The sequence below is a fragment of the Kribbella sp. NPDC023972 genome, from assembly GCF_040639075.1.
In the GTDB taxonomy this organism is placed as follows: Bacteria; Actinomycetota; Actinomycetes; order Propionibacteriales; family Kribbellaceae; genus Kribbella.
In genome coordinates this window covers 234,300-251,225 of the sequence record NZ_JBEZZH010000005.1, presented here as the reverse complement: position 1 = coordinate 251,225, position 16,926 = coordinate 234,300, and the positions used below count along the sequence as shown (strand labels likewise).

Genomic DNA, 16,926 nt, shown 5'->3' with positions numbered 1-16,926 from the left:
CCGGTCACTCGATGCTGAGGCTCCGGATCAGCTCGCGGGCGGTACGTCCGGCGCCGATGAGGGTGGCGGAGGCCGGTCCGGTCCAGTCGCCGTACCCGATCAGGTGCAGGCGGGATTCCTTGACGGCCTGGGTTCCGTTGGTCGGGATGCGGCCCTCTGGTCCGCGCAGGCCGAGAGCCGTCAGGTGGCCGAGTGCGGGGCGGAATCCGGTGCACCAGATGATCGTGTCGAAGGATGACTCGCTGCCGTCGTCCCAACGGACTCCGCGCTCGACCAGCTGCGCGAATGGCTTACGGGCATGCAGTACGTCGCGGTCGCGGGCCTCGCGGACGCTGTCGACCATCACGATGTCGCCGAGACCGGACACGCCGCCCTTATCCGGCTCGCCGAGCTGCCGGGCGCGGTGGCGTCTGGTCGCGATCTCGAACAGCGCCCGACCGTCGACGTCATCAGGGAGAAAGCGCGGCGGACGAAGCGTCGCCCAGGTCGTCTCGGCGACGCGTGACACCTCGGCGAGGATCTGCGCGGCCGAGTTCCCGCCGCCGACGATCAGCACTCGCTCGCCAGTGAAATCGGAGGCCTGACGGTACTGCGCCGTGTGCAACTGACGTCCGCCGAACGTTCCCGGGTACGCCGGGACGAACGGCCTCGACCACGTGCCGGTCGCCGATACCACCTGCTCGGCCAGCCACTCACCACGGTCGCTGGTGACCCGGAGCAGGCCGTGGTCTCCTCGCGTCACCGATCGCACTGAGACATTGCGTCGTACGGCGAGCTCGTATCGCTGCTCGTAGCGAGTGAGGTAGTCGACCACATGAGCCGCCAACGGGTAGCCGCTGTCCTGGGTCCACGGTGGCATCATCCAACCCGGAAGCGACGAGTACTGGGTGGGTGAGAAGGTGCGCAACGTCGGCCACATCCGCGCCCAGGCGCCTCCGGGACGATCGGCAGCGTCGAGGATCACGAAGTCTTCGCCCGGAACGAGCCCGGCGCGGCGCAGGTAGAACCCGGTGGCCAAACCAGCCTGCCCTCCGCCGATCACCATCACGGCGGGCTTCATCGTGGACGTCAGACCGCGCTCGGGGTCGGCACGGACAGCAGCGTCGAGAGCCAGGTCAGGCGCTCGGGCAGCGGCCAGTAGTAGACCCAGGTGCCCCTGCGCTCGCAGTCGACCAGACCCGCCTCGCGAAGAACCTTCAGGTGGTGCGAGATCGTCGGACCGGAAACATCGAACTGCGGGGTGACGTCACAGACGCAGATCTCGCCGCCCGCCGAGGCGATGATCGACATCAGTCGCAGGCGGACCGGATCGGCGAGCGCCTTGAACACGGTCGCACCCTCGGCCGCCGCGGCGTTGTCGAGGGCCGCGTCCATGATCGGGACACAGCACCCGCCGACGGGCTCGATGGGGAGCTGCTGTTTTGACATGCGTCTATCTTGACTTACGTCTAATCAGGAGGCAAGGTGGGACTCGTTGATTAGATGATCATCAATTCAGCAGGCCGGGTGCTGGCGTGCTGATCTGACAGTCTTGGAGACAGACCCATGAGCGTTTCACCGAAGGACCTGCCGGTCGTGGTCATCGGCGCCGGACCGGTCGGCCTGGCCGCCGCCGCGCAACTGGCCGAGCGCGGCCTGGAGTTCGTCGTACTCGAAGCAGGCCCGAGCGTGGCCGCGGCAATCGACGAGTGGCGGCACGTGAAGCTGTTCAGCCCGTGGCGCTACGACATCGACGCTGCGGCCCGTCGCCTGCTGGAACAGACCGACTGGATCGCGCCCGACTTGGACCAACTGCCCACGGGTGGCGACCTCATCGATGCCTACCTGGCGCCGTTGGCGAAGACGCCCCACCTCGGGGACCGGATCAAGTACGGCGCTCAAGTGGTGGCGGTGACCCGGGTCGGGTTCGACCGCGTCCGCACCGCGGGTCGTGAGGACGCGCCCTTCCTGGTGCGCCTCGCCGATGGCGAAGAGGTGCTCGCCGGCGCCGTGATCGACGCGGCGGGGACGTGGCGCCGGCCGAACGTGCTCGGCGGTTCCGGCATCCCCGCTCGGGGTGAGGCCGACGTGGCCGACGCGATCTCACCTGCTCTGCCGGATGTGCTGGTGCGCGACCGTGAGCGCTTCGCAGGTCGTCGTACGGCGGTAGTCGGCGCAGGTCACTCGGCGGCGACGACCCTGCTCGAGCTCGGCGAGCTGGCCGCGCAGGAACCCGGCACCGAGGTGCTCTGGGTGGTCCGCGGCGCCGACCAGGCGCGCACCTACGGTGGTGGCGCCGACGACGAACTCCCGGCGCGCGGTGCCCTCGGTCTGCGGCTGAAGAAGCTGGTGCAGTCCGGCCAGGTCGAGCTGGTGAGCAGCTTCCGCATCGAGTCTTTGGCCCGTACGGCGGACGGCCGCGTTGAGCTCACGGCGGGCGACCGGACGGTTGTCGTGGACACGGTGGTCAACTCGACCGGTTTCCGGCCCGACCACGACATCGTGGGGGAGCTGCGGCTGGACCTCGACCCGATTTTGGGATCGACGCGCGCCTTGGCGCCGCTGATCGACCCCAACAAGCACTCTTGTGGGACCGTCCCACCGCATGGCGTCGACGAGCTGCAGCACCCGGAGCCCGGCTACTACGCTGTCGGCGCGAAGTCGTACGGCCGGGCACCGACCTTCCTGCTGGCCACCGGCTATGAGCAGGCCCGTTCGGTGGTCGCCGCACTCGCCGGCGACTGGGAGGCCGCGCGTGACGTCCAGTTGAACCTGCCGGAAACGGGCGTCTGCTCGTCGAACCTCGCGTACGGCGACTCGGCCGACGAGACCGCAGGCGGCTGCTGCGGCCCGGCGCCACAGTCGGTCACCATTGAGGCGCCGGCCGGCCGAGGCCTGGCCACCGGCATCAGCGGCGGTCTCCTGACCGTCGTCGAGGGCAAGCCGACCAGCCAGTCCAGCTGCTGCGGCTGATGATCCAGGAGCTGGTCGCCCGTCCCACGGCGACCAGCTCCGACGGCTGGATGGTCGCGGCTGAAGGTCACTCGTCCAGGGTGAGCTGACGACGGTGGAAGTCGAAATGTCGCGTCGGGAAGCGGTACACGTCGGCGAGCGTCATGTACTCCTCGAAGAACGGATCCCACCGCGTGGGGTAGTACATCCCGCGCGCGAGCTCCGCTTCACCCTCGGCGTCCAGCCGCCGGTGCAGTTTGTCGATGACGTGGTCGAACATCACCGCCATCCGAGCCGGGCTCAGCGTGCTGCCGCCGGCGTACGAACCCAGGAAGTTCACCACGTCGAAGGGTTTGGTCCCCGCGTTCAGCAGCCGGGCGTACGTCCGGCTGGCTCCGCGCGGTAGGTGCCCGAACATCCGCACCAGCCGGAGCAATGCCCGCAGGATCAGGTACCCGAGCAGCATGTGGAACAGCAACTGCCGGTTGTTCCATCGTGTGCCGTTCGACGGCCTCCGCAAGGCGGCGTCGTCAGCCTGCTCCACGAGTTGGTGAAACTCCCGCCGAGCCCGCTCCCACTCCTCATGCACCAAACCCCGATCCATATCTCATGGTCAGTCGCGAGGGTCCTCACGCCAACCACTCGAGGCTCACTCTCACCGCACGGCGTCGTACCAGTTGGCTGTGGCGCTGAACTTGGGGTTGAGATTGGCGGCCTCTGTGCGGGGTGCGGTGACGTGGCCGGGGTTGCCGGCGGCTACATAACGGACACCGGATCGGGTGAGCCGATCGAGCCAGTGGTGGAGCCCGAGAGGTCCTCGTCCGCCGTTGTGTGAGCTGCACCTGATCCTGGGCACGGCCATCGGATCGAACTCCCGGTGGAAGGGTGAGACGCACGGGTTGGCGCCGGCAAGGAGCACTCCTTCGTTGCGGTACGTCGCCGTGCCGTTGCCTCCGGCTACTACTGTGGAACGGTTGCGCGGGTGAGCACCCAGGGGCAGCGCGAGAGTTCGCGGCGGCGGGGCGACACGGCCGACCATGGCTGCGAGGCCGCCGATCTGCGCCCGCACCTGCGCATCGCTCAAGCTGCTCAGGTTCGGATGGTCCAGCGTGTGATTGCCGATCTCACAGCCGAGCTCATGCAGCCGGGTCAGCGCGCGATCCGCGAGCCGTCCGGTGTAGCCGAACGGATTCCTGGTGACGTAGAAGGACCCCACGGGCGGGAAGTCGCGGTGCTCGGCGTGATAGTCCAGCATGATGCCGAGCGCACAGTCCGGCATGACCCGGCCCTCGGAGTCGATCGCGAACTGGTCAGGCGAGCCCTCGTCGAACGTGAGTACGACGGGCGTCTTGCCCGCGGGTACGGCGCTCAGATCGCGACGGACAAGGTCGATCGTGCGGATCGGGTGGTACTTCTCGCGATGCAGCCGCTGGAGTTCGGCGCGGAAGAAGGCCGGGGTCATGTCGTACTCACCGGTGGCGTCCGCGACGATGCGATGGTGCAGCAGAACGGGAATGAGGCCGAGCTCGTTGGCGCGGATCGCGGCCGGGTCGGGCTTGCCTGGGGCGGTCTGCTGCTGAGCCGGAGGCTCGTCATGAGGAGTAGCTGTCGGTTCGAGTACGACGGGTTCGGCGTCCGCGCCAGTGTCGGTGCAGCCGGTCACCGCGGCACCGACGCCGATCGCCGCGGCGAGCCCGAGGAAGTCGCGCCGCCTCATTCGTAGCTCACCAGCCCTGGCCGGGGCCGCAGCGCAAGGACCTGGGCGCGCGTCATCAGGGTGCCGTGGCGGGCGTCCTCGGAGTAGAAGAGCTTGAAGCCGGTCCGGATCCCCTTCGCCAGGGCCAGGCAGGCAAGGCGTTTCGGCATACCAGGGTCCTCGCTTCCGAGTGGAGCGTTGTCCAAGGGCAACGTCCCTGTACCCAGGCAAACACATAGTGTAGTGGCGGCGTGACGAAAGGTGGTGGGGGGAGCCCGGCGCGTCGGCCAGCTACGCCGGTGGGTGGCGGGAGGGAGTCTGTGGGCGGGCCTCCTCGAGGCCGTTCTTGATCGCCGCGAGCAGGGTGAGGGCCGCGTCGAGGTGGGTGGTGTCGCCGCCGGCAGCCCCACCGACCGCGGTCGCCCACTCGTGCCTGGCCTCGGCATAGTTCGCGCGGCCGCGTTCGGTGGGGCTGACGGTGACTCCGCGGCCGTCGTTCGGGTTCGCCTGGCGGCTGATCAGGCTTTTGTTCTCCAGGCCGCGCAGCGTCGTGGACAGGTTGGTGCGTTGGAGCCCGGTGGCAGCGGCGATCTGGCTGGGGGCGGCGGCTGCGTTCTCCCGGAGCAGGTAGCGCATCACCATGCCCTCGGACTGGGTCAGGCCGACGGCCTGCGTGTCGGTGTAGCCGCGGTACTGGAGTTCACGGCTGATCACCAACGCCAGGTCGGCGAGCTCGGCCCAGCCCTCTTCGGCGGAAGCTGTCCTGCGCCGCGCTGATGGGTTCTTCGTCACACCGCCAGCATAGGTGATTGTCCAGTCATAGTTATGGCGGCATACTGATTCTGTCTACATAGTTATCTCCTCATAGTCAGTTCGGAGACGCAATGGCCATCACTCTTTCGGCCTCTGGACGTACCTCGCCGCGGGCGGTGGCGCGGTCCGGCGGGCTGCACCCTGCAGGCGTGTTCTTCCTGCTCGCGGGCGCGTTCCTGCCGATCATGGACTTCTTCATCACCAACGTGGCTCTGCCCAGCATCGACGCATCGCTGCACGCCTCCGCCTCCGAGCTCGAGCTGGTGATCGCCGGCTACGGCGTCGCCTATGCGGCTCTGCTAGTACTAGGTGGCCGGTTGGGCGACCGCTTCGGCCGCCACCGCGTCTTCCTCGGCGCGCTCGTCGGTTTCATCGCGGCCTCGGCAGTCTGTGGCTTCGCTCCGACCGTCGGCGTACTGATCGCTGCTCGCATCGTGCAGGGCGCGACCGCCGCACTGCTCGTCCCGCAGGTGCTGGCGACCTTCCATCACACGCTCGAGCACGAACGGAAGGCCCGAGCTCTGGCCTTGTACGGCGCTACGTCCGGTATCGCCGCAGTGGTCGGGCAGCTGGTCGGCGGCTTGCTGGTCAGTGCGGACATCGCCGGCATGTCGTGGCGGCCGATCTTCCTCGTCAACGTGCCGATCGGCTTGATCGTCTTCGGTGTGGCCGCCCGGATCGTGCCCAACACGCGATCCGAGCGGCCAGTCGGCGTCGACTTGCCAGGCACCGTGTTGTTCGCGGGCACGTTGACCGCGGTACTGGTCCCGCTCACCGAGGGACATTCACTGGGTTGGCCGTGGTGGACCTGGGCGATGGTCGGGCTCGCGGGCGTTCTCGCAGTCATCACCGCCATGGTGGAGCGGCGCGCTGAGCGACGTGGTCAGATTCCACTCCTGCCGCCGTCGTTGTTGCGGCTGCCGTCGATGTCGCGCGGTCTGGTGATGGTGTTTGCCTTCAGCATCGGCTTCGGCGCGTTCATGTTCGTCTTCGCCCTGACCGTCCAGGACGGCCTGCATCAAGATGCGCTGCACGGTGGCCTGGCGATCCTGCCGATGGCGTTGATGTTCTTCCTCGGTTCACTCGTCGCGCCCCGCCTGATCGCCCGCTTCGGCCGGGCCGCCCTGTCAGCCGGAGCCGTCGTCCAGCTGGCCGGCCTGGCCGCACTCGTTGCCGTCGTCATCGACCGCTGGCCGCACGTGGCGCTCTGGGACCTCGCCGTTCCGCTCGCGGTGGCCGGGGCCGGACAGTCGGCGCTGTTCGCGGGCCTGTTCCGCAGCGTGCTCGCCGACGTACCGCCACACCTCGGCGGCGTGGGCAGCGGCGTACTGATCACTTTGCAGCAAAGCGGTCTTGCTCTCGGTGTCGCGACCCTCGGCACGCTCTACCTCGCACGCGCCGAACACAACACGCCGAACGCCTTCGCCACCGTCGAATCCGTCCAGATGGTCATCATCGCCCTGCTCGCCCTCGGCGCTGCCGCACTACCGCGGTTCACCAAGGCATCTCGGAGCTGCCGCACCAGGCGGTTGGGGTCAGCCGAGCGGTAGGCGGGCGGTGATCACTGCGCCGCCAAGGGGCTCGCCGTTGCGTGCTTCGACTGTCCCGCCGTGCGCCGCGACCACGGCGCGGACGATCGCCAGCCCCAGTCCGGCACCCGACGATCCCGAGGTGCGGGCGTTGTCGCCGCGGACGAAGCGTTCGAAGGCTGAGTCGACGATGGTGGCTGGCAGGCCGGGGCCGTCGTCGGCGATTTCCAGCATCGCGGTCGCCGCGTGGCCGGTCACCCGCACGCGTGCGGTCCGGGCTCCGGCGGCAGCGCAGTTCTGCAGCAGGTTCGTCAGTGCTTGCCGGAGCCGATCCGCGTCTCCGTGCACGATCACGGGATCTCCGAGGACCTCGACACGGAGTCGCAGGACGGCCGCCAAGCGGCGCGACTCGGCTGCGGCGAGGTCGAGCAGGTCGACCGGCTCCCGGCGTACGACGAGCGAACCAGACCGCTCGCGGCGCCACCCCGCTGGGCGCCTACCTTCCTGGCGGTGCGCTCTGCTCCTCGCTGGAGCGGAGCCCCGCGACCAGCCGCATCGAAGCGAGCTCGATCTCGGCGAGCTCGGCGCTGAGCTTGCGAACCTCTTGCGCACCCCAGATCGGCGAGCTGACCCGGTGGTGCGTGATCGCCGTCATCATGAGGAATCGAGCCTGGGCTGAATCAAAGGCGCCGTCCAGCCAGTCTGCACGCTCCATGCCGGCCCTGCCCTCCTGGCGATCAGCCCACATTCGTTCGACGGTCCGTTACCTCATGCTGCCGTGCAGGCCGACTGGTCTACGCCCCTGCCAGCGACCTTCTTGCGGCCCGGCGAGCAGGAATCCGCCGTACCCGCTGGCCGGTACGCCGTCTCGCAATCTGGAGGCAGCGCCAGGACGTGGCGGGAGCGGTCGTGCTCAGGATGGCGGGCCGGGCCTGCAGCTGTTGCTTGGCCAGCCCCACAGCCGCAACACCGTTGGCGGCACGGTCGTGGGGCATTTCGTTCCACCGACACCGGCCAGGCCCACGTCGTACGCCGTCCAGGCTCCTCCGGAGCTTCGCCGGAAGAGGTTGTAGGAGCCGTTGTCTTGGACCGCGACCGCCGCGGCGGAGGAATCGTCGCGGGGAAGAAGGGAAGCGGCTGCCCAGTACGTGTCGGTCGCCGGGTCGTACGCATAGTGGATCTCGCCCGACTCAAGCCCTTTGAACTCCGAGACCGGGACATTTCCATTGAGGCTGGCCGCTGCCGCGATCAACTGCCTCCGCACACCGTTCGTCATCACGAGGTTCGTTGCACTCGTCGATGGCGCTGGCTTCGGCTGAGCTGGCGCTCCGGACGCTCGAGACCGGTGGGCCGCCTGCGCACGTGGCAACCGGAGCGTATGGACGGCGGCGCCGAAGGCCGCCAGAGCAAGACCGGCCAGAAGAAGAATCACCACGATTCTGCGCACGTCATGACACTACAACCCCTTTTCCAACGGGATTGTGGGCGTCGTTCAAGCGTCGGGTCGCTCTCATCTCGTTCTCATCCGGCGTGCCCGAAACTGGATGAGTACGCGACCCGCCAATGCGGACAAGGAGTACCCGGTGTGCGAGCTCTGACGGTGAGGCCTGGTGATCGGCGTTCGTCGACTCTGAGGGAGCTGGCTGAGCCGGACCTCGGCGAAGGCTCGTTGTTGGTCCAGTCGCTGGTGGTCGGCCTGTGCGGCACCGACTCCGAGATCATCAACGGCGAGTACGGCGAGGCGCCTCCGGGCGAGGATTTCCTGGTGCTCGGTCACGAGAACCTGGGCCGCGTCCTCATGCCCCGTCGGGCAGCGGCTTGTCGGTCGGTGACCTCGTGGTCGGGATCGTGCGTCGTCCCGATCCCGAGCCGTGCCCGGCCTGCGCCGCCGGTGAATGGGACATGTGCCGTAATGGCCGCTACACCGAGCACGGCATCCGTGGGCTGCACGGATTCGCCCGTGAGCGCTGGCGGACTGAGCCGGACGCCGTTGTGCGGCTGAGCCCCTCCCTGGGACGACTCGGGGTTCTGCTCGAACCGACGACCATCGTGGCGAAGGCCTGGGAGCAGGTCGAGCGGATCGGGAAGCGAGCTTTCTGGCAGCCCTGCCGCAGGTCGTCGTCGATGTGATGAGGAACGGCGCGCCGGACGCAATCGTCTGTCTGACCGGCGTCTCCGGAGTCGGCACGCAGTTGCCGCTCGATGTCGGGGCCCTCAACCGTGAGGCGGTGCTCGGCAACGAGGTCATCTTCGGGAGCGTGAACGCCAACCGCCGCCACTACGAGCAGGCCACCCGCGCACTGGCCGCTGCCGACCGCGACTGGTTGAGCCGGCTGATCACCCGCACTGTTCCACTGCATCGTTATCCGGAAGCGTTCACTCGGCAGCCAGACGACGTAAAAGTCGTCATCGATCTCGAGGCGACCGGACACTGACGACGCCCCGACTGGATACGACCGAAGCCGGCCGATAGCTGCTCGCCCCCGCGGCCTGAACCGCCGTACGGCGACAAGAGCGGACTTGCCGGGCGCGCGCCGGGTCCTGGAGCGACATCGTGTCTGTCAGGTGAGGTCGCGGCGCAGCGGGGCGAGGGTCGCGAATCCGGCGGCGATCAAGGCGTACCCGATGAGGACCAGTGCGCCGGCGGGTGCGGACAGGAGTGCTGGACCGTCGCTTGCTGTCTGTTCCGAGACGGCGCTGGTGACGAAGGTGAAGCTGGTCAGGCCCGCGGTCGCTCCGCCGGGCAGGAAGGGGTAGATGGTGTTGATGCCTGGGACGATCAGCAGGACGTATTCAAGGAAGTAGAAGTAGCCGAGGACGATGCCGACGGCAACCAGTTGGTGCCTGGCGATCGCTCCGATGCCGACGCCGAGGACCATGTAGACAGCTGCGGCGACGGACAGCTGGGCGAGGAGAGTGGCCAGTTCGGTGGCGGGGACGCCGAGGTCGACGCCGCGGATCAGGGCGGAGAGGCCGAGCGCTGTGGCCGACGCGAGCGACGCGACGACGCCGTACGCGAGCCCGAAGGCGCTGAAGACGACGAGTTTCGCCGCGAGCACCCGGCCTCGCCGGGGTTCGGCCAGGAACGTCGCTGCGATGGTTCGATGCCGGTACTCACCGGTGATGGCGATGGTGCCGATCAGGGCCGGCACGAACAGCAGCACACCACTGATGCCGACCACGATCCCGACACCTTCCGGTGTGTCGATACCCGGCATCGGTGGGGTGGCGTTCTCAGGGCCGACCAGGGCGAGCATGCCGGTCGGTCCGCCGCCACAGATCAGTGCCGCGAGGATTCCCCAGCGGTGCAGGCGCGTGGCGACGAGCCGGGTGAACTCGCCGCGGATCAGGTGGTTCATCAGGTGAGTTCCTTGGTGGTCAGGGCGAGAAACGCCTGCTCGAGCGTCGATCCGTGTTCGGTGAAGGCGGCCAGTGTTCCGGTCCACGCGGTCCGGCCGCGGTCGAGCAGGACGATGTCGTCGATGCTGTGCTGGAGGTCGGTGAGGACATGGCTGGAGATCAGCACGGTTCTCCCGGACGCGGCGTACTCGCGGACGAAGGTTCGCAGCCAGAGGATGCCGGCGGGGTCCAATCCGTTGGACGGTTCGTCGAGGACGAGTACGGCGGGGTCGCCGAGCAGCGCGGTGGCCAGGGCCAGTCGCTGCCGCATGCCGGTGGAGAAGCCTTTGACCCGTCGGTCGGCGAAGCCGTCGAGTCCCGCCGCGTCGATCACCGTGTCGACCCGGCCGCGCGGCTGGCCGCCCAGCTCGCAGAACGTCGTCAGGTGATCCCGAGCGGTCGAGGCAGGATGCGCCGAGGCGATATCCAGGACGGCGCCCACCGTCGTCGTCGGCGAGGGCAGTTCACGATAGGGAGACCCGCCGAACGTTGCGACGCCGCTGTCGGGGCGAATCAGCCCGAGCAGCATCCGCAACGTGGTCGACTTCCCCGCGCCGTTCGGACCGAGCAGTCCGGTCACGCGTCCCGCCTCGGCGGTGAAGGTGACGTCGGTGACGGCCTCGACCTGCCCGAACCTCTTGGTCAGACCGCACGCCTGGATCGCCACACCCGTCATCGGGCACTCCCCGCGCGGACCACGTGGGCGATCTCTTCTGCCGCCTGACTGCTGATCAGCAGCTCGTCGAATACGTCGCCGGCCTGGCGACCGCGGAGCGTGATCCGCAGCACGGGTGTCCCGCGCCGCATCGACACCAGTCGTCGCGGGCCGGCGGGGTAGCGGAAGGTGCCGAGTTTCCAGTAGCCGGAGATGACGAGCCCCGACCGCAACCCCAGCGGCTCTGCCGTCCAGCCCGGGAGCACCTCGATCCGTTCGATGGTCGCGAACGGGACCTCCAGCGACGACCGTCGTACCAGCCGGCGCTCCCACCGGCCGAAGTCCAGTTGGAGCCCGTTGTCGTTGTCGCGCACCGCGGTCATGGGCCGCCTCCTCCAGGTAGTCTTGAACTCGACAGTGAGAACATTATCAGACTGATAATAATAGCGGAGTGAGATGCCCAAGAAGTCGTCAGTTGCCGATGTCGTGATGCACCCGGTGCGGTTGCGGATCATCCAGCAACTCGGTGGGCGGGAGCTGACCACCGCGGCGCTGCGAGACGCACTGCCTGACGTGACCCAGGCGACGCTCTACCGGCATGTGGCCGCTCTGGTCGAGGCGGACATCCTGACCGTCGTGGCGGAGCGACGCGTCCGGGGGACAGTGGAGCGGACGTTCGCACTCGGCGAGCGCGTGGCGCACGTCGATCGGCAGGAGTTGCAGGCCATGAGCGACGCGCAGCTGCAGGGATCCTTCCTGACGTTCCTCGGCCATGTCGCTGACGACTTCGACCGGTTCATCGCGGCGGGTGAACCCGCGCTGCGGGACCTGCTCGGCTTCGGCCAGACAAACCTGTACGTCAACGGCGAAGACCTCGCCCGAATCCAGGCCGCCCTCATGGAGCTGCTGGCGCCGTACCAGACCGACCAGGGCGACGGGCGCCAGCGTGTATCCCTGGCAACCGCCTTGATCCCGGACCCATCGTCACCCGATCCGCCCGCCAGCAGCCTCGAATAGCGCTCGACGCAGGGCTGGAGGCCCTCGCAGGCTTCAGCGGTCGGAGTTTGCGCCCCTACTTTCTCGCGATGCTCAGCGCTCGGACGACGTACTGGGCGTCGCGTGAGACGCCACGCAGCGTGTTGGACGAGAAGGATCGCTGGAACTCGATTCCGACGTAGCCCAGGCCTTGGTGGGTGCGCGAGATGCCGCGCTGGTGGAGTGGCATTCCGGTGCTGTCGAGCGCACCCAGGTGTTTCAGGTACGGCAGGTTCGGCCGGTAGCCGGTCGCGAAGATCACGGTGTCGACGTGTTCGTGGCTGCCGTCGGTCCAGACGACCTCGTCATCTTCGAAGGCGGTGAACATCGGTCGCTGGTCGAGCAGGCCGGATGTGAGTGCGTTGCTGTAAATGCCAGTGTCGAAAACGAGTGTGCTGCGGAACAGCCTTCTCAGAACTGACGGGGGCAGGAGGTCCAGGCGAAGGGTGTGCAGCCAGTAGTGCATGTCGCGGCCGCCGCGGACCTGGGGCACGAATTGGACCGGACGTCGTACCGCCAGAGTGACCGTCGCGACCTCGGCGAGCTCGTAGCCGACCTGGATCGCGGAGTTGCCTGCTCCAACGACGACGACCCGCTGACCGGCGTACTGCTTGGGACTGCGGTAGTCCGCCACGTGCAGGAGTTGGCCACTGAATCGGCCCGGGATCGGTGGAACGAACGGGTTGGTGAAGGATCCACTGGCAGAGATGACGCGAGTGGATCGGAACTCCTGTCCGCTGTCGGTGTGTACGACGAAGCCGTCACCGGATGCCTCGACCGCCGTGGCGCGGGTGTTGAGGTGGATCTCGGCGTCGAGGTCCAGGGCGAGTTTCTCGAGGTAGGCGACGACCTCGTCCCTGCTCGGGTAGCGATCGGGATCACCTGGGAACGGCGCGCCGGGGAAGCCGCTGAACCGGGCGGGGGAGAAGAGCGTGAGGCTGTCGTAGTAGTCCGGCCAGGACCCGACCGTCCGATGGCCGGCCTCCAGCAGCACCGGATGCATCCCCGCGGCGCGGACCGCGAACGCGCCGGCGAGCCCGGATTGGCCGGCCCCGATGATCACGACGGAGTCAGAGGTGGAAGTCATGGGGGCTAACATATCGTCATATCGCGATATGACGAAACTACGATACTGGCTACCCTGAAGACATGGCGCAGCAGGCGGAGTCGCAGGCATCGCCGACCTGCGCCCCGGCCGAGCCGGTCGAGCTCCGCGCCGCCACCCACGATTTCCTCAAGGCCCTCTCGAGCCCGACCCGGCAGCGCATCATGCTCCTCTTCGCCCGTGGCGCCGAACTCTCCGTCAACGAGGTCGCCGAACAGGCCGGCATCGGCCAGTCCACCGCCTCCCAGCAACTCGACCTCCTCCGCCGGGGCGGAGTGGTCATGTCCCGCAGAAAGGGCAAAACAGTCCTCTACCGAGCCGACAAAGAAGGGACCTCGGCAGCCTTGGCCGACCTCCAGACCTATCTGCAGAACTGCTGCTGAGCTCAGAAACTGGGGAGCCTGCCGGAGTGGGCGGATGTGGTTGTCGCGGCTCCGGGCTGCGTGATGGTGCTGGTCGTGGCGGTGTGGCCGGCTCGTGCGTCCTTCGTGGTGGCGACGCGTCTAGCCGGTGGGTTCGATCAGGCCGAGTTGGTTTCCGTCCGGATCGGCGCAGGTCACGAGACGTTGGCGTCCGCTCGACACGACGACGGGATCGGTCGTCGTGATGCCTCGTGCGGTCAGTCCGGCAACGCGATCGTCGAGATCGTCGATGAAGAAGTTGACTGTCGTCCGGCCTGACTTGCCAGGATCGTGGAAGACCTGGACGACCCCCGCCGCGGCGAAGTGCCACTCGGCCAGGGAGTCCATCGGGCGCTGATCCGCGGGCCGTCCGAAGAACGACTCGTACCAGTCACACGTCTCCTCGAACTCCGCCACCGGTATCACAGCCAGTACTGCGGTGATCGCCATACTGTCGCCTCTCCCTTGCAATCGGCTCGCGCGTCAGGATCTTCGGCCGTCCGGGCCCACGGATGCGTACTGCGTTCGGCCATTCGCGGAAAGTATGCGGCACTGACGTTGTTTTCCCAGATATTTCCTTGGGTACCCCGTGAATATCGTATTTCCGGAACGGGGCAGGATCTTAGGGAGGTTGCCATGGGAATCGGCGTATCCGTTTTCCTGCTCGCCGTCGGCGGGATACTGGCCTTCGCCGTGGCGGATCGCCTCAGCGGGGTCGACCTGACCACCGTGGGCTGGATTCTGATGGGCGCAGGCGCACTCGGCCTCGCGGTCACGCTGCTGTTCGCGAACCAGGCGAGGAGGACGAGTCACACAACGGTCCACGAGCGTCGGGACCTCCATGACTGAATGTGGTCCTCAACGCACTGCAGTTGACGGCGCCGCGGCGGGCCGTTGGCTGGGTGCGTGTTCCTAGCAGAAAGAAAAAGTACCGCTGCCCGTGTCGGCTGGGGCGATGCCGGGTTGATCGAAGGGAAGCGGAACGATGGATCTGACCCAATCATGGAACGACGCGGTCGGCGCGGTGATCAACTTCTTGCCGAAGTTCGCGCTTTTCCTCGTCATCCTGTTGATCGGATGGCTTGTGGCCAAGGCATTGCGCAAGGTCGTCGATGTGGTGCTCGGCCGCGTCGGCTTCGACCGCGCCGTCGAACGAGGTGGCGTCGGCAGGGCTCTCGAACAGTCGAAGTACGACGCCAGCGGCCTGATCGCCGCGCTCGTGTACTACGCCGTACTGCTGATCGCACTGCAGTTCGCCTTCGGCGTCTTCGGGCCGAACCCGGTCAGCGATCTCCTGGCATCGATTGTCGAGTGGCTGCCCAGAGCAGTCGTCGCGATTGTGATCGTGGTGGTCGCGGCCGCGATCGCCAACGCCCTGCGTGACCTTGTCGGTAGTGCTCTGTCCGGACTGAGCTACGGGCAAGTGATCGCGAAGGTCGTCCAGGTCTTCGTCATCGCACTGGGCGTCATTGCGGCCCTCAACCAGATCGGTGTGGCCACCGCCGTGACGACCCCAGTCCTGATCGCGGTGCTGGCCACCGTCGGTGGCGTCATCGTCGTGGGTATGGGCGGTGCGCTGATTCGTCCCATGCAGCCACGCTGGGAGCGCTGGCTGAACCGGGCTGAGGAGGACTTCCCCAACGCGCGCGCCCGCGAAGAGGCCTACCAGCGCGGCCGTGAGGACGCCGAACGCAGCCAATGGCAGCGGGAGCCGAGCGAGGCTTCGACCGGAGCGAGCGAGGCTTCGACTGGAATGTCTGTCGGACTCGAGGAAGAACGAAGCCGCCCGGCCACGAGCCCACCACCGCCTCCGCCGTCGCGCGGAATGTAATCACTGCTGAAGACGGTCCTCGAGCGCTGGGCGGAGCGCTCGGGGACCTTCACAGGTTCGGGTCAGCTCAGAGCGTTGGCAGGTCGACGTCATGACGGACTCGGTACGTCGGGAACGCCAGACTGACCGCGGCCAGCAGTCGGATCGTCACCCAATCCGCACCGGCGCTGATGCGGCCGCCCGGCCACCCGTACTCGGTGGCGGCATCCCGCACACCCCGCGCGTAGGCGGCCAGCTCGACAGGCCCTGAGCGCCCGGCGGTGAGACCGAGGATGTCACGGATGGCTGCGGCGTGCTGATCGACGGCAGCCAGAAGCGCCGGCTCGAAGCTGCGCAGATCCCGCATCATCCGGTCCCGCAGGCCGGCTAGCTCCTGCCTTGCCCTCGCCTCGTCCAAGGCCCGCAACCAGCTCATGGCTCAGTAGGGTACGGATCCACCCCACCGGCCGAAAGCCATGTCCGCCACAGAGCCCCAAGAGCCCCCCGTTGCCCGCTATCCGGTCAGTGCGGCGCCGCGCCTGTAGCCGGCGGGCTCCATCGAGTGATGCCGCTCATCGAGTTGCCTAAGGCAACTGATCGGCCTCAGGGTGGAGTCGTGGACGTTGACGCGGTGGTGGAGTTGTACGGGTTGCCCCCGGATGAGTTCACTCCGGCGCGCAATCGGCTGGCCATCGCGCTGAAGGAGGCCGGTGACAGCGGCGGCGGCGCCGCGGTCAAGGCGCTCCGGAAGCCGACCATTGCGGCCTGGTTGGCCAATCATCTGGTCCGGGTCGCGCCGGATCAGATCGCCGAACTGACGGAGTTCGGCGATGAACTTCGCGCGGTCGTTCTCGCCGGGGATGGGGCACGGTTGCGGAGACTCACTCCTCGCCGGCACGACTTGGTCCAGCGCTTGGTCGCGACCGCGAGAACAGAGGCGGCGGCGATGGGCCGGGCCGTCACGCCGACCGTCGCCGAGCGGCTGGCAGAGACTCTGGACGCCGCACTGGTCGACCCCGGAGCGGCCAAACTGCTCCGCACCGGGCAGTTGACCAGTGGGTTGCGCCACATCGGCTTCGGCGTGGTGGACGAGCGCGGTGAGCCGGTGACCGTCCGCCCACTGAAGGTGGCGAAGGCTCCGCGTACGCCGCGAGCCAAGACTCCGGCGAAGAAGGCGGCTCCGGCCAAACCGGCGGACGCTCGCGCGGGTGGCCAGAAAGCGGATGCCCAGAAAGAGGCCCTCCGGCGGCAGCGAGCCGAGCTGCAGGAACGACTGCGGGAGGTCGAGGCCGAGTACGTCGAAGCCGAGAACCAGCGCCGGGCCGCCGAGGCGGAGCTCGACGCGAACGAACACCACATCGCCGACATGCATACCGCGATCGAGCGACTCACGAACGAACTCGAGGAAGCCCGCCGCGAGTTGCGCACAGCCCAAAGCCACACCAGGAAACTGGAACGCGCCTTCACGCGCGCCGAACGAGCCGCCGCAATCGCCAAGCGCCGCCGCGACACCCAGCATGAGCGCCTGGCCGCCTTCAACGAATAACCCCGC

General features: G+C 67.8%; 24 protein-coding genes. 9 read left to right on the top strand and 15 right to left on the bottom strand.

The window, feature by feature from the left end; translation table 11 throughout:
• Positions 1-4 precede the first annotated feature (4 nt).
• Positions 5-1,060: an ArsO family NAD(P)H-dependent flavin-containing monooxygenase gene (locus tag AB0F43_RS21750; protein ID WP_360479508.1), complete on the bottom strand. Its 1,056-nt coding sequence runs from the start codon at positions 1,058-1,060 to the stop codon at positions 5-7.
• Between the two features lie 8 nt (positions 1,061-1,068).
• Positions 1,069-1,428 carry a metalloregulator ArsR/SmtB family transcription factor gene (locus AB0F43_RS21745; RefSeq protein ID WP_360479505.1) on the bottom strand — a complete coding sequence of 120 codons (360 nt, stop codon included), beginning with the start codon at positions 1,426-1,428 and terminating at the stop codon, positions 1,069-1,071.
• Between the two features lie 117 nt (positions 1,429-1,545).
• On the opposite strand from AB0F43_RS21745, the gene AB0F43_RS21740 reads away from it, so the two are divergent.
• Positions 1,546-2,952: an FAD-dependent oxidoreductase gene (locus AB0F43_RS21740; protein WP_360479502.1), complete on the top strand. Its 1,407-nt coding sequence runs from the start codon at positions 1,546-1,548 to the stop codon at positions 2,950-2,952.
• Between the two features lie 67 nt (positions 2,953-3,019).
• Here AB0F43_RS21740 and AB0F43_RS21735 read toward each other — a convergent pair whose 3' ends face one another.
• The 4 genes from AB0F43_RS21735 to AB0F43_RS21720 form a co-directional block, all read right to left on the bottom strand.
• Entirely contained in the window at positions 3,020-3,520 is a 501-nt protein-coding gene (locus tag AB0F43_RS21735; protein ID WP_360480490.1) for a DinB family protein, read from the bottom strand.
• Between the two features lie 66 nt (positions 3,521-3,586).
• A complete protein-coding gene (locus AB0F43_RS21730; RefSeq protein ID WP_360479499.1) occupies positions 3,587-4,648 on the bottom strand; it encodes a polysaccharide deacetylase family protein in 1,062 nt (353 codons plus the stop codon).
• Entirely contained in the window at positions 4,645-4,797 is a 153-nt protein-coding gene (locus AB0F43_RS21725; RefSeq protein ID WP_360479496.1) for a hypothetical protein, read from the bottom strand. Before AB0F43_RS21725 ends, AB0F43_RS21730 begins: the two co-directional genes overlap by 4 nt.
• 121 nt (positions 4,798-4,918) lie before the next feature.
• Positions 4,919-5,419 carry a MarR family transcriptional regulator gene (locus tag AB0F43_RS21720; RefSeq protein ID WP_360479493.1) on the bottom strand — a complete coding sequence of 167 codons (501 nt, stop codon included), beginning with the start codon at positions 5,417-5,419 and terminating at the stop codon, positions 4,919-4,921.
• Positions 5,420-5,511: 92 nt separating this feature from the next.
• Between AB0F43_RS21720 and AB0F43_RS21715 the strand changes: the two genes are divergently transcribed.
• Entirely contained in the window at positions 5,512-6,990 is a 1,479-nt protein-coding gene (locus AB0F43_RS21715; RefSeq protein WP_360479490.1) for an MFS transporter, read from the top strand.
• Here the strand turns inward: AB0F43_RS21715 and AB0F43_RS21710 are convergent.
• The 3 genes from AB0F43_RS21710 to AB0F43_RS21700 form a co-directional block, all read right to left on the bottom strand.
• Positions 6,976-7,323, bottom strand: a complete 348-nt coding sequence (locus AB0F43_RS21710) for an ATP-binding protein (protein ID WP_360479487.1) — start codon at positions 7,321-7,323, stop codon at positions 6,976-6,978. The two genes, AB0F43_RS21715 and AB0F43_RS21710, sit on opposite strands and share 15 nt — an antisense overlap.
• 142 nt (positions 7,324-7,465) lie before the next feature.
• Entirely contained in the window at positions 7,466-7,684 is a 219-nt protein-coding gene (locus AB0F43_RS21705) for a hypothetical protein (RefSeq protein WP_360479484.1), read from the bottom strand.
• A 198-nt stretch (positions 7,685-7,882) separates the two neighbouring features.
• Positions 7,883-8,245: a hypothetical protein gene (locus AB0F43_RS21700; RefSeq protein ID WP_360479481.1), complete on the bottom strand. Its 363-nt coding sequence runs from the start codon at positions 8,243-8,245 to the stop codon at positions 7,883-7,885.
• Positions 8,246-8,805: 560 nt separating this feature from the next.
• On the opposite strand from AB0F43_RS21700, the gene AB0F43_RS21695 reads away from it, so the two are divergent.
• Positions 8,806-9,099, top strand: a complete 294-nt coding sequence (locus AB0F43_RS21695; protein WP_360479478.1) for a hypothetical protein — start codon at positions 8,806-8,808, stop codon at positions 9,097-9,099.
• Positions 9,099-9,404 (top strand): hypothetical protein, encoded by a 306-nt coding sequence (locus AB0F43_RS21690; RefSeq protein WP_360479475.1) that lies wholly within the window; start codon positions 9,099-9,101, stop codon positions 9,402-9,404. Before AB0F43_RS21695 ends, AB0F43_RS21690 begins: the two co-directional genes overlap by 1 nt.
• 126 nt (positions 9,405-9,530) lie before the next feature.
• Here the strand turns inward: AB0F43_RS21690 and AB0F43_RS21685 are convergent, their stop codons facing one another.
• From AB0F43_RS21685 to AB0F43_RS21675, 3 genes are read right to left on the bottom strand one after another with little or no spacing between them, the layout of a single operon-like run.
• A complete protein-coding gene (locus tag AB0F43_RS21685) occupies positions 9,531-10,328 on the bottom strand; it encodes an ABC transporter permease subunit (RefSeq protein WP_360479472.1) in 798 nt (265 codons plus the stop codon).
• Positions 10,328-11,044, bottom strand: a complete 717-nt coding sequence (locus AB0F43_RS21680; RefSeq protein ID WP_360479469.1) for an ATP-binding cassette domain-containing protein — start codon at positions 11,042-11,044, stop codon at positions 10,328-10,330. Before AB0F43_RS21680 ends, AB0F43_RS21685 begins: the two co-directional genes overlap by 1 nt.
• Complete coding sequence (locus tag AB0F43_RS21675) at positions 11,041-11,406, bottom strand: hypothetical protein (RefSeq protein ID WP_360479466.1); 366 nt, start codon at positions 11,404-11,406, stop codon at positions 11,041-11,043. The genes AB0F43_RS21680 and AB0F43_RS21675 overlap by 4 nt, the downstream gene beginning before the upstream one ends.
• 73 nt (positions 11,407-11,479) lie before the next feature.
• On the opposite strand from AB0F43_RS21675, the gene AB0F43_RS21670 reads away from it, so the two are divergent.
• Entirely contained in the window at positions 11,480-12,040 is a 561-nt protein-coding gene (locus tag AB0F43_RS21670; RefSeq protein ID WP_360479463.1) for a helix-turn-helix domain-containing protein, read from the top strand.
• 55 nt (positions 12,041-12,095) lie between these two features.
• Here the strand turns inward: AB0F43_RS21670 and AB0F43_RS21665 are convergent, their stop codons facing one another.
• Entirely contained in the window at positions 12,096-13,145 is a 1,050-nt protein-coding gene (locus AB0F43_RS21665) for an NAD(P)/FAD-dependent oxidoreductase (protein ID WP_360479460.1), read from the bottom strand.
• A gap of 62 nt (positions 13,146-13,207) precedes the next feature.
• Between AB0F43_RS21665 and AB0F43_RS21660 the strand changes: the two genes are divergently transcribed.
• A complete protein-coding gene (locus AB0F43_RS21660) occupies positions 13,208-13,546 on the top strand; it encodes a metalloregulator ArsR/SmtB family transcription factor (RefSeq protein ID WP_360479457.1) in 339 nt (112 codons plus the stop codon).
• Positions 13,547-13,666: 120 nt separating this feature from the next.
• Here AB0F43_RS21660 and AB0F43_RS21655 read toward each other — a convergent pair whose 3' ends face one another.
• A complete protein-coding gene (locus AB0F43_RS21655; RefSeq protein ID WP_360479454.1) occupies positions 13,667-14,014 on the bottom strand; it encodes a VOC family protein in 348 nt (115 codons plus the stop codon).
• Positions 14,015-14,200: 186 nt separating this feature from the next.
• Between AB0F43_RS21655 and AB0F43_RS21650 the strand changes: the two genes are divergently transcribed.
• Both AB0F43_RS21650 and AB0F43_RS21645 read left to right on the top strand, forming a co-directional pair.
• Positions 14,201-14,413: a DUF6458 family protein gene (locus AB0F43_RS21650; protein WP_360479451.1), complete on the top strand. Its 213-nt coding sequence runs from the start codon at positions 14,201-14,203 to the stop codon at positions 14,411-14,413.
• A gap of 136 nt (positions 14,414-14,549) precedes the next feature.
• Positions 14,550-15,395 (top strand): hypothetical protein, encoded by an 846-nt coding sequence (locus tag AB0F43_RS21645; RefSeq protein WP_360479448.1) that lies wholly within the window; start codon positions 14,550-14,552, stop codon positions 15,393-15,395.
• A 67-nt stretch (positions 15,396-15,462) separates the two neighbouring features.
• On the opposite strand, the gene AB0F43_RS21640 is transcribed toward AB0F43_RS21645, so the two are convergent.
• The gene (locus AB0F43_RS21640; RefSeq protein WP_360479445.1) at positions 15,463-15,810 is read right to left on the bottom strand and encodes a DUF6401 family natural product biosynthesis protein; all 348 of its coding nucleotides are present in this window, start codon (positions 15,808-15,810) and stop codon (positions 15,463-15,465) included.
• A gap of 180 nt (positions 15,811-15,990) precedes the next feature.
• On the opposite strand from AB0F43_RS21640, the gene AB0F43_RS21635 reads away from it, so the two are divergent.
• A complete protein-coding gene (locus AB0F43_RS21635; protein ID WP_360479442.1) occupies positions 15,991-16,920 on the top strand; it encodes a hypothetical protein in 930 nt (309 codons plus the stop codon).
• Positions 16,921-16,926 lie beyond the last annotated feature (6 nt).

Coding starts and splice junctions, on each gene's coding strand:
- AB0F43_RS21750 (WP_360479508.1), bottom strand. CDS start 1,060: ATGAAGCCCGCCGTGATGGTGATCGGCGGAGGGCAGGCTGGTTTGGCC.
- AB0F43_RS21745 (WP_360479505.1), bottom strand. CDS start 1,428: ATGTCAAAACAGCAGCTCCCCATCGAGCCCGTCGGCGGGTGCTGTGTC.
- AB0F43_RS21740 (WP_360479502.1), top strand. CDS start 1,546: ATGAGCGTTTCACCGAAGGACCTGCCGGTCGTGGTCATCGGCGCCGGA.
- AB0F43_RS21730 (WP_360479499.1), bottom strand. CDS start 4,648: ATGAGGCGGCGCGACTTCCTCGGGCTCGCCGCGGCGATCGGCGTCGGT.
- AB0F43_RS21725 (WP_360479496.1), bottom strand. CDS start 4,797: ATGCCGAAACGCCTTGCCTGCCTGGCCCTGGCGAAGGGGATCCGGACC.
- AB0F43_RS21715 (WP_360479490.1), top strand. CDS start 5,512: ATGGCCATCACTCTTTCGGCCTCTGGACGTACCTCGCCGCGGGCGGTG.
- AB0F43_RS21705 (WP_360479484.1), bottom strand. CDS start 7,684: ATGGAGCGTGCAGACTGGCTGGACGGCGCCTTTGATTCAGCCCAGGCT.
- AB0F43_RS21700 (WP_360479481.1), bottom strand. CDS start 8,245: ATGACGAACGGTGTGCGGAGGCAGTTGATCGCGGCAGCGGCCAGCCTC.
- AB0F43_RS21690 (WP_360479475.1), top strand. CDS start 9,099: ATGAGGAACGGCGCGCCGGACGCAATCGTCTGTCTGACCGGCGTCTCC.
- AB0F43_RS21685 (WP_360479472.1), bottom strand. CDS start 10,328: ATGAACCACCTGATCCGCGGCGAGTTCACCCGGCTCGTCGCCACGCGC.
- AB0F43_RS21680 (WP_360479469.1), bottom strand. CDS start 11,044: ATGACGGGTGTGGCGATCCAGGCGTGCGGTCTGACCAAGAGGTTCGGG.
- AB0F43_RS21675 (WP_360479466.1), bottom strand. CDS start 11,406: ATGACCGCGGTGCGCGACAACGACAACGGGCTCCAACTGGACTTCGGC.
- AB0F43_RS21670 (WP_360479463.1), top strand. CDS start 11,480: ATGCCCAAGAAGTCGTCAGTTGCCGATGTCGTGATGCACCCGGTGCGG.
- AB0F43_RS21665 (WP_360479460.1), bottom strand. CDS start 13,145: ATGACTTCCACCTCTGACTCCGTCGTGATCATCGGGGCCGGCCAATCC.
- AB0F43_RS21660 (WP_360479457.1), top strand. CDS start 13,208: ATGGCGCAGCAGGCGGAGTCGCAGGCATCGCCGACCTGCGCCCCGGCC.
- AB0F43_RS21655 (WP_360479454.1), bottom strand. CDS start 14,014: ATGGCGATCACCGCAGTACTGGCTGTGATACCGGTGGCGGAGTTCGAG.
- AB0F43_RS21650 (WP_360479451.1), top strand. CDS start 14,201: ATGGGAATCGGCGTATCCGTTTTCCTGCTCGCCGTCGGCGGGATACTG.
- AB0F43_RS21645 (WP_360479448.1), top strand. CDS start 14,550: ATGGATCTGACCCAATCATGGAACGACGCGGTCGGCGCGGTGATCAAC.
- AB0F43_RS21640 (WP_360479445.1), bottom strand. CDS start 15,810: ATGAGCTGGTTGCGGGCCTTGGACGAGGCGAGGGCAAGGCAGGAGCTA.